Here is a 479-nt window from a genome sequence, read left to right as displayed (position 1 = left end):
GGCGACCTCGAACTCGTCGACGAGTGGGTGCTCTCCCGGCTCCAGTCCGTGGAGACGGAGGTCGCCGACGCGTGGGACGACTACCGCGTCAGCGACGCCGTCAACGCCGTCATCGAGTTCGTCACGCAGGACGTCTCGCGGTTCTACGTGAAGGCCGTCCGCGACCGCATGTGGGAGGAGACCGACTCCCCCTCGAAGCGCGGCGCGTACGCCACGCTCGCGACGGTCCTCGACGAGGTGATCCGGCTGCTCGCGCCGATCGCCCCGTACCTCACCGAGCGGATGTACCAGCGGCTCGACGGCGAGGCGACGACGGTCCACGCGCTGTCGTACCCCGAGCCGGACGCGGACCTGCGCGACGACGACCTCGAACGCGACGTTGCGGCCTTCCGCGACATCGAGGAGGCGGCCGCGAACGCGCGCCAGCAGGCTGGCCGCAAGCTCCGCTGGCCCGTGCCGCGCGTCGTCGTCGAGACCGA

General features: G+C 71.4%; 1 protein-coding gene. It reads left to right on the top strand.

Going from position 1 to position 479, the window contains the following annotated elements:
- The coding region (locus EXE46_RS16455) for a class I tRNA ligase family protein (protein ID WP_158413974.1) at positions 1 to 479 on the top strand (479 nt) is incomplete at both ends.

This window comes from Halorubrum sp. GN11_10-6_MGM (genome assembly GCF_005435165.1).
Lineage (GTDB): Archaea > Halobacteriota > Halobacteria > Halobacteriales > Haloferacaceae > Halorubrum.
Note: the sequence above shows the minus strand (reverse complement) of the source record. Positions and strands in the feature narration are given on the sequence as shown.